The sequence below is a fragment of the Vibrio sp. R11-SG3-ISO3-SZ genome, from assembly GCF_059834345.1.
Genome location: NZ_JCBDGX010000082.1, coordinates 1 through 8098 on the forward strand (window position 1 = coordinate 1; position 8098 = coordinate 8098).

Below are 8098 nucleotides of genomic sequence, written 5' to 3' on the forward strand. Positions count from 1 at the left end.
TGTACCGTAGAAGTTTAAGCCAACTTTACCAAACCAAGGTAGCTCAACATCTGAGCCAAGGCCAACTTTCTGAGTATTTACGTCAGAATTACCACCCCATTCCATTAGAGTTGCTACGTATAGCTCTTGCACTGGACCAAATGACAAATCTTTACCAGTTAATGCATCAAGAGACATGCGTGGTGCAAACTTCATAAAGATCTTTTCTGCTTCAGCTTTGTCACTACCTGGATCTGAAGTCAAGTTGAACACGTCAACGTAACCATAGAGGTCGAAGATTCCTGAACGTCCGCCAAATTCCATCTCTAGGTAATCGTGAGTTGATTCGCCAGGAAGTTCATCGACTGCAGCCATAAGGTTAAACTGCATCCATTTGTAGTCGTTCTTGTGGATGTCGCCGTCTGAATAGTCAGCTGCCATCGCAGGCGCAGACATTGCTGCTACAACACCAAGAGCTAGAAGTGATTTACGCATAGTGGGACTCTCTATGTATTCGTTAAGTGTAAAAATGACGTCCATATATTGTGTAGCACGTTCTCCGACGTGCTCAGTTGGTGAGCATAATAGCGATTTAAATCTCAATTGATAGTGATACGGAGTGCAAAAACACACAAAGTTAGTGAGGTTGATCACATTTATAGATAGAAAACTCTGTTGTCGAGGAACTTTCACACTTTTGCATACTTTTTGATACAGACATCGTTTACGCAAACGTTTATGCGAAATTTTATGCTTGTCAATGAATCAACAGATTTGGTTAGTGATCGGTTTTTTTCAGCGCTGCGTACACATTGGCAACGATGTAGAGGTGAAACAAAGTGCAAGAGATCATGCTATTTCCCTTAAGTTCCATTGTCCTTCCTGAAGGGAAAATGAAACTGAGGATATTCGAGCCCAGATACAAACGACTCGTCTCTGATGCGATGAAAGGAGACGGCACGTTCGGAATTTGCTTGCTAGAAAGGGCCAAACAGTCAGACGCCGTTCAACTGTCACACACCGGCTCTCTGGTTCGTATTGTCGATTTTGATCAGTTGGATGACGGTCTGCTCGGTATTACGGTGTGTGGACTTCAGCGTTTTACTATCAAGCGGGTGCGCACTGAGTTTGATGGGCTGCGCATGGCGAAAATTCGCACGCTGCCCAACTGGCAAGTGGCAGAGATGTCGCCTTCAGACGTTCATCTTGGTGAACACCTGCTTCAGGTGTATCACGACTACCCGCAAGTGGGGGAGCTATACCAGCAGCGCTTTATGGACGATGCAAGCTGGGTATCGCAGCGTTGGTTGGAGTTACTGCCTCTCACGCCCAGTCGGTTTGATTCACTTAATCAACAGCAAACTTGTGAGGCGGCACTTGCCTTTATCAACCAGATGATTCCTTCTCCTCAGCCTTGATCTAGAATGAGAGTGATCGAAACGCGCGTGAGCGCGTATAGTAACCCGTTCGCATCTCAAGACTAGGTGAAACCAAGGAATCGATATGGTCAGTGAAGATACTCAGGCGTTCACTCGAGCCGATTGGACTGAGTGTATGGATAGGGTAAAACAGAAGGACACACAAGCGTTCGCCCTGGTGTTCCAACATTTTACCCCGCGTTTAAAGCAATTTACCTATCGCCACATGGGCAATGAGCAAGTGTGCATGGAAGTGGTACAGGAAACCCTGACCATTGTCTGGCAAAAGAGCATCATGTTTGATGGCAGCAAGAGTTCGCTCTCCACATGGATTTACACCATCGCGCGCAACTTGTGCTTTGATATGTTGCGCAAGCAAAAAGGGCGCGACGCCCATTTGTCCTCCGATGACATTTGGCCCAACGATTACTGCCCGCCTGACTTGGTTGAGCACTATTCGCCAGAGCAAGAGATGCTTAAAGAGCAAGTGGTGAAATATTTAGATACGTTACCGGATGCCCAACGCACAGTGGTCAAAGCCGTCTATCTGGAAGAGATGCCTCACCAGCAAGTGGCAGAGATGCTGAATATTCCCCTTGGTACCGTGAAGTCGCGCCTAAGGCTCGCGATTGAAAAACTGAAACATTCCATAGAGGCCGATCGCTTATGAGTTACCATCCACACATCGAAATGTTGCAGCAATACGCACAAGGGTCATTGGATGATGTCAACGCGTTCACTATTGCCGTGCATTTGGAAAGTTGCCCACATTGTAAAGAGCAAGTGAGGTCCTTTGAGCAAGAGTGCGGGGTTGCGCTTGAGCAAGAGGTGCCAGACAACCAAACACCGGTGCAAAGTCTTGAGCAGATGCTGGCAAGCATCACCCAAACGGAGCAGATCAAAGATCCTATCAAGCTGCTGCGCCAGCCGAAAACGATTGATGTCAACGGACGCTCGATGACCTTACCGCTTGCATTATCCAAGCTGTATGATCGAATCGGCGAGTGGCGTAATTATGGTGGCAAGGTGTTTAGCGCCCCTATTGCGATTTCCGGCAACGCCCGCGTCAATCTCATGTACATGGCGGAAGGGGTCAAAGTGCCCGAGCACACCCATAAAGGGTTTGAATCGACGTTAGTCCTTCATGGCGGTTTTTCTGACGAAGAAGGGCACTATGAGGTCGGCGACTTTCTCTATAAAGACGCATCGGTCAAGCACAGCCCGCAAACTCAAGTTGGTGAAGATTGCTTGTGTTTAACGGTGCTGACTGAGCCTATGATCTTCACCCAAGGCGTCGCCCGAGTCTTCAATATGTTTGGACGTGGCTTGTACCCTTAGTCTCTTCCCTAGATTAATAATAGACAAAAGAAAAGGCTTGGAGCACTCCAAGCCTTTTTCGTTCTTGCCATCTTGTCTATTTTTGCTGACGTGCTTTTTCGAGTAGATCCGAGAAGTAGTGACGCAGAGAATAGAGCATCAATAAGCTTGGGATAACCATTACCGCGGTCAGTATGAAGAACAGTGACCAATCGTTTAAGTAATCGGCGAGCTCGCCACTGAATGACGCAAGGGTCGTACGGCCGAAGTTGCCGAGTGAAGCCAGCAGCGCATATTGCGTGGCGGAGAAGGCTTGGCCGGTGAGTACAGTCAAAAATGAGACAAACGCGACGGTTGAGAAGGCCGTGGTGAAGTTGTCCACAATGATCGTGGCTAAGAAGAGGGTTTCACTTGGTCCTGTCTTGGCGATCCAGGCAAACATTAAGTTACTGCCCGCCATCGCAATACCGCCGATCATCAGCCCGCGAACGATGCCAAATTTGACGTTAAATAGACTGCCGACCAAGGTAAAGACAATGGTTGCCCCCCAACCAATCAATTTCGAGTAGTAACCAATTTGCTCATTGCTAAAGCCGACTTCTTTGTAGAAAGTGATCGACATGCGGCCAAGGAACGCCTCACCAATCTTGAACAAGAACACAAACAGTAACAGCGTGATCGCGACGCGCACACCGTTACGTTTGAAGAAATCGAGGAAGGGTTCGACAACCGTGACACTCAACCACGCGACGGTTTTTGAATCGACGACTTGGTAATGTCTTTGCTCGGCTTGTTCTTGCAGCGCACTTCGCTCAGTCTTGGGCTCGCCGACCAGCAAGGTAAAGAGCATCAATACCCCAACGATGATCGCCATGCCGTAATAGACGCCATTCCACCCCATGCTGTCTGCATTGATAAACGCGAGATAACCCGGTAGAGAATACCCCGTCCACCATCCGATCACGGCCATCGCTGAGGCTTGAGGCAGTTTAGAGGATTCAGACTTAGGGAAGGTGTCGATACGAAAGGCGTCAATAGCAATGTCTTGTGTCGCTGAGGCAATCGCAATACCCAGCGCGAGCATCGACGTGAACGCTAAGTTTTTTGCAGGATCGACACCGGCAATGAACAGGGTGCAAGAGAGCACAACAAGCTGACAGAGTAATATCCAACTGCGGCGTTGGCCAATTTTATCGGTGAGATAAGGCAGGCGGACTCGGTCAACCAGTGGTGCCCACAAAAAGTTGATCGCGTAGACGGCGAACACGCTACCAAAATAGCCGATGGCGGCTCGGGTTAAGCCTGCATCTTTAAGCCAGCCAGACATGTTGGAGCCAATCAACACCCACGGAAAGCCGCTTGAGCAGCCCAGCATAAATACCCAAAGCAGACGCTTATCGAGATAGCTTTTGATGGTGTCGCGCCATGACATTGGCGATGATGTCGCAGACATAGACGTATCCTTGTTCTGTGCGGTTTGAAATAAGAGGGCAGGTCACTAACGACGGAGATGCCACCGCCCCAACATGTGTTGGGGCGGGTAGAGGTTTATTCAATAAGGGTGGTTTTTTTGATGACGATAGGGATCGACGGTACGTCACTATAGCGACCGACATTGTGCGTTTTGATGCCCGCCATCGATTCAACGACGTCAAAGCCATCGACCACTTTACCAAACACCGCATAGCCCGGGGGGCGCTGGTCATAGTCTAAAAAGTGATTGTCTTTAAAGTTGATGAAAAACTGGCGAGTGGCAGAATTTGGGTTGTTGGTACGCGCCATTGCAATCGTGCCACGGTCGTTTTTTAGCCCGTTTGCGGCTTCGTTCTGAATTGGAGCGTACGTACTCAACTGTTTCATATTGGTGTCAAAGCCGCCGCCCTGCGCCATAAAGCCAGGGATCACACGGTGAAATTGGCTCCCTGCATAACTGCCCTCTTCGACGTACTTGAGGAAGTTGGCGACCGTAATCGGCGCCTTCTCTTGGTTAAGCTCAAGGGTGAAATTACCCAGCGTGGTTTCCACCAAGACTTTTGGCCCGGCAAACGCAAGTTGGCTCACCAATGCCAGTGACGTCAGTGCCCACTTCCACATTAGAAACGCTCCTGCATGTAAGTTTGCAATTCACGATCGTTCGCGACTTCTTTTAGCACCAAGTTGACCACATCGTTAAGAACGGTTTCGATCTCTTGGTTGGATGCACTGAGTGCTCCTGTGCGTTTCGCTGTGCCGGTGTAAGCTTTTACTAACTTGCCGCGTGGCGTTTCGGCGGTGATTTCTAGCACTACTTTGCCGTCCATCTCATTTTCCATTACCGAGTGTTTGACCGACACCAAAGCTTCCTGCACTTCAATCTTCAGTGCGTTTTCGCTGTTGACGGTGTTACGGAAACCTTGAGATTGGAACTGCTCTAGCAGGGCATTTTCTAATGTGATACGCACATTCTGTTTAGAATGAATCGGTTCGATGTTAGAGCGGCCACTGTCGACCAAGGCGACATATTGCGCAGAGCGAACATCTTTACTGGTAATAGTAAAGGTGGCGTCCTGGACTAAATCACCGCGACTGAGTACCGCTTGTGGCATAAAGTTCAGTTGCTCTTGCTGAGGGGACGCACAGGCGGTCAAGATGGCCATTGACGCCGCTAATACCAGTTTTTTCATTGTCTTTTCCTTAATGCTTCACGTATGAAGTTAACTCTCAGTTCAAAGATAATAGAGGACTATTTAGTCGCTTGTAAAATAACAAATTTCTTATTTGATGCGATCACTTTGACTTGATGTTTACCAAACACTCTTTTCAGTTTTCCATCGTAGCCGAGGTGGCGGTTGCCGATAACTAATAATTGCCCACCAACACGAAGAACATGCTTTGCATCACAGAACATTTGCCAAGCGATGTGGTCAGTAATGGTTTGTTGCTGGTGGAACGGTGGGTTGCAAAGCACCACATCGTAGCTATCAGCATCAAATCCATCCAAGCTGTTGTTGGCAATACACTCTATTTGACGCTCACCTGTGTCATAGGGACGTAAGTTTTCTCGCGCCGACGCCACGGCGCTGAAACTTTCATCGACGCAGGTGATCGACAGTGCTGGATTAAGCTGTGATAACTTAACGGACAGCACGCCATTGCCACAGCCAAGATCAAGTGCTCGAGCGTGGCCGAGGTTGTCTGGCAAGTGGTCAAGAAAAAAGCTCGCTCCCTGATCTAGTCCCTCGCCTGAGTAGACGTTAGGGTGATTTTTTAGCGTCATCCCGTGTTGAAGAACGGGCCATTCAGTGATCGCCACTGCGGGCATAGGCGTATCACAATTAGCGAAACTAAATACCAGACGGTGTTTTTTCCACGCCAAAGAGGTCGTGGTGTCGCCCAAGTGTTTCTCAAACAGTTTCAGTGTTGAGCTGTGGATCTGTTTTGCTTTGTTGACCGCAATGACAGGGATGGTTGGCGACAGTGTCTCTCTTAACTGAGCGAGCTGCCACACTAAGTGGCGATTGGTACGCGGGATTTGCATCAACACTAGATCTGCATCTTTAGGGATAGGGTCGAGCGTTGAGCAGAGCGTTACCTTAGGGCACTGATTTTCCTCAAGGTTGGCGTGTGTCGCTTGGTGAGCAATCCACGAGTCACTCATCATGGTGACTCGGTAGTCACGAGAGAACCACGTGCTGAGCGCACCAAAATGATCGTTTAAAACAACGATGTGGCTCCCTTTTGTGAGAGAAAGTTGCTCGACATGATTGATCAGGTACTCATCTCCGGCGTCCCAGGCTTGTAAGGTGTCGTTGCTACGCTTAGGGTAACGGTAAAGGAACAGTGTTCGCTCAAAAAGAGTCAGCTCAGTTTTCATGCAGTCAATGGTCTCATCATAGGAATGGCTAAATTGTCGCAAATGTTACTGGCAGTGAAAACTAAAACCTTTTCTTTACTGACTAGCACATTATTATGGTCACGCCCATAATCCAACTCGCTTAAACAGATTAGCGTAACGGTGAATCCATGCTCCAGCAAACAATAGAATCGAAACTTCACGAGGCTTTCCAGCCAAGCCACCTGCAAGTAGTGAATGAAAGCTACATGCACAATGTTCCCGCAGGTTCAGAGAGCCACTTTAAGGTTATTGTCGTGAGTGAACACTTTGATGGCGCTCGGTTAATTGCGAGGCACCGTCTTGTGAATCAGGCCTTGTCCGATGAATTGGCCAATCATATTCACGCCTTATCCATCCACACATACACGGCGCAAGAGTGGCAATCGCAGAACCAGAGTGCGCCAGATAGCCCGATGTGCATGGGTGGTAGTAAAGCATAAAGTGACAGTGTAAATACCTCTAAAGGGTAGGGGTATTAAATCGATTTGTTAACAGTAAAGAAACATATGAATGGACGGCAGGCATTAAAATGAAATATTTCGCCTTATGACGGATTGTGACAGAAAGTCTTTGTGGATATTTGGGTCTTTGTGCGATGGCTCAAAGTTATGACGATTCCTTAGCCTTTTAAACTCAAAACGTTCGAAATATCTTCTTTAATACCTGTATTGGTCATGGCGTCGTCTTTGCAAAAGATGATAGACTATCGCACCTGATAAATCTCGTTGCATTTCTGCGATGTGATTTTTAAGAGGATGTTGCGATTTTGGTGTTTAAAACATCACCAAAACCGGACACAAGTGTCGTGTCTAAAAGTTACGCAATCAAAGAATCTTTTTCCCGATAAAAGTAGTGCAAGTGCGTATGATTACAATAAAAAAGGGTTTGGATCTACCTATCGCAGGTGCTCCTACCCAGGTGATTAATGATGGTAAAACCATCAAGAAAGTCGCCTTGCTTGGCGAAGAGTACGTCGGCATGCGTCCTACCATGCATGTCCGCGTAGGCGATGAAGTAAAGAAAGCTCAAGTTCTTTTTGAAGATAAGAAGAATCCTGGTGTGAAGTTTACTTCTCCAGCAAGCGGTAAAGTCATCGAGGTGAACCGTGGTGCAAAACGTGTACTCCAATCCGTTGTGATTGAAGTATCCGGTGAGCAACAGGTGACATTCGATAAGTACGAAGCAGCTCAACTAGCCAGTCTTGACCCACAAGCGGTGAAGTCTCAACTGGTTGAATCTGGTCTTTGGACAGCTTTACGTACTCGACCGTTCAGCAAGGTTCCAGCAATCGAGTCTTCGACAAAAGCGATTTTTGTTACCGCCATGGACACCAATCCATTGGCAGCTCAACCTGAGTTGATTATTAATGAACAGCAAGAAGCCTTTGTTGCTGGTCTTGATATTCTCTCAACCCTCACTGACGGCAAGGTTTACGTTTGTAAATCTGGCACTAGTCTTCCTCGCTCGTCTCAACCGAACGTTGAAGAACATGTGTTTGATGGCCCACACC

Annotated in this window: 9 protein-coding genes and 1 pseudogene; 5 read left to right on the plus strand and 5 right to left on the minus strand. The window is 47.8% G+C overall.

Going from position 1 to position 8098, the window contains the following annotated elements; genetic code table 11:
• A partial coding sequence (locus AC6R1O_RS10555; protein WP_500656969.1) for an outer membrane protein OmpK occupies positions 1-474 on the minus strand: 474 nt, incomplete at its 3' end.
• Positions 475-830: 356 nt separating this feature from the next.
• On the opposite strand from AC6R1O_RS10555, the gene AC6R1O_RS10560 reads away from it, so the two are divergent.
• The 3 genes from AC6R1O_RS10560 (at position 831) to AC6R1O_RS10570 (ending at position 2735) form a co-directional block, all read left to right on the plus strand.
• Complete coding sequence (locus AC6R1O_RS10560) at positions 831-1397, plus strand: LON peptidase substrate-binding domain-containing protein (protein ID WP_500633936.1); 567 nt, start codon at positions 831-833, stop codon at positions 1395-1397.
• An 85-nt stretch (positions 1398-1482) separates the two neighbouring features.
• Positions 1483-2067 (plus strand): RNA polymerase sigma factor, encoded by a 585-nt coding sequence (locus tag AC6R1O_RS10565; RefSeq protein ID WP_334554380.1) that lies wholly within the window; start codon positions 1483-1485, stop codon positions 2065-2067.
• A complete protein-coding gene (locus AC6R1O_RS10570; protein WP_500631751.1) occupies positions 2064-2735 on the plus strand; it encodes a ChrR family anti-sigma-E factor in 672 nt (223 codons plus the stop codon). Before AC6R1O_RS10565 ends, AC6R1O_RS10570 begins: the two co-directional genes overlap by 4 nt.
• 76 nt (positions 2736-2811) lie before the next feature.
• Here the strand turns inward: AC6R1O_RS10570 and AC6R1O_RS10575 are convergent, their stop codons facing one another.
• The 4 genes from AC6R1O_RS10575 to AC6R1O_RS10590 all read right to left on the minus strand — a co-directional run bounded on the left by AC6R1O_RS10575 (position 2812) and on the right by AC6R1O_RS10590 (position 6567).
• The gene (locus AC6R1O_RS10575; RefSeq protein WP_500629429.1) at positions 2812-4167 is read right to left on the minus strand and encodes an AmpG family muropeptide MFS transporter; all 1356 of its coding nucleotides are present in this window, start codon (positions 4165-4167) and stop codon (positions 2812-2814) included.
• A 95-nt stretch (positions 4168-4262) separates the two neighbouring features.
• Complete coding sequence (locus tag AC6R1O_RS10580) at positions 4263-4808, minus strand: peptidylprolyl isomerase (protein WP_487901302.1); 546 nt, start codon at positions 4806-4808, stop codon at positions 4263-4265.
• Positions 4808-5377, minus strand: coding sequence for a YajG family lipoprotein (locus AC6R1O_RS10585; protein ID WP_334554388.1), 570 nt, complete (start codon positions 5375-5377; stop codon positions 4808-4810). The genes AC6R1O_RS10580 and AC6R1O_RS10585 overlap by 1 nt, the downstream gene beginning before the upstream one ends.
• A 59-nt stretch (positions 5378-5436) precedes the next feature.
• On the minus strand, positions 5437-6567 hold the full coding sequence (locus tag AC6R1O_RS10590; RefSeq protein WP_500656970.1) for a methyltransferase: 1131 nt from the start codon (positions 6565-6567) through the stop codon (positions 5437-5439).
• Positions 6568-6716: 149 nt separating this feature from the next.
• On the opposite strand from AC6R1O_RS10590, the gene bolA reads away from it, so the two are divergent.
• Both bolA and AC6R1O_RS10600 read left to right on the plus strand, forming a co-directional pair.
• The gene (bolA, locus tag AC6R1O_RS10595) at positions 6717-7028 is read left to right on the plus strand and encodes a transcriptional regulator BolA (RefSeq protein ID WP_500631748.1); all 312 of its coding nucleotides are present in this window, start codon (positions 6717-6719) and stop codon (positions 7026-7028) included.
• A gap of 424 nt (positions 7029-7452) precedes the next feature.
• A pseudogene (locus AC6R1O_RS10600) lies at positions 7453-8098 on the plus strand (Na(+)-translocating NADH-quinone reductase subunit A); the annotation flags it as partial.

Bases quoted from the DNA above. Each gene is read 5' to 3' on its own strand.
- AC6R1O_RS10560 (WP_500633936.1), top strand. From the start codon at position 831: ATGCTATTTCCCTTAAGTTCCATTGTCCTTCCTGAAGGGAAAATGAAA.
- AC6R1O_RS10565 (WP_334554380.1), top strand. From the start codon at position 1,483: ATGGTCAGTGAAGATACTCAGGCGTTCACTCGAGCCGATTGGACTGAG.
- AC6R1O_RS10570 (WP_500631751.1), top strand. From the start codon at position 2,064: ATGAGTTACCATCCACACATCGAAATGTTGCAGCAATACGCACAAGGG.
- AC6R1O_RS10575 (WP_500629429.1), bottom strand. From the start codon at position 4,167: ATGTCTGCGACATCATCGCCAATGTCATGGCGCGACACCATCAAAAGC.
- AC6R1O_RS10580 (WP_487901302.1), bottom strand. From the start codon at position 4,808: ATGTGGAAGTGGGCACTGACGTCACTGGCATTGGTGAGCCAACTTGCG.
- AC6R1O_RS10585 (WP_334554388.1), bottom strand. From the start codon at position 5,377: ATGAAAAAACTGGTATTAGCGGCGTCAATGGCCATCTTGACCGCCTGT.
- AC6R1O_RS10590 (WP_500656970.1), bottom strand. From the start codon at position 6,567: ATGAAAACTGAGCTGACTCTTTTTGAGCGAACACTGTTCCTTTACCGT.
- bolA (WP_500631748.1), top strand. From the start codon at position 6,717: ATGCTCCAGCAAACAATAGAATCGAAACTTCACGAGGCTTTCCAGCCA.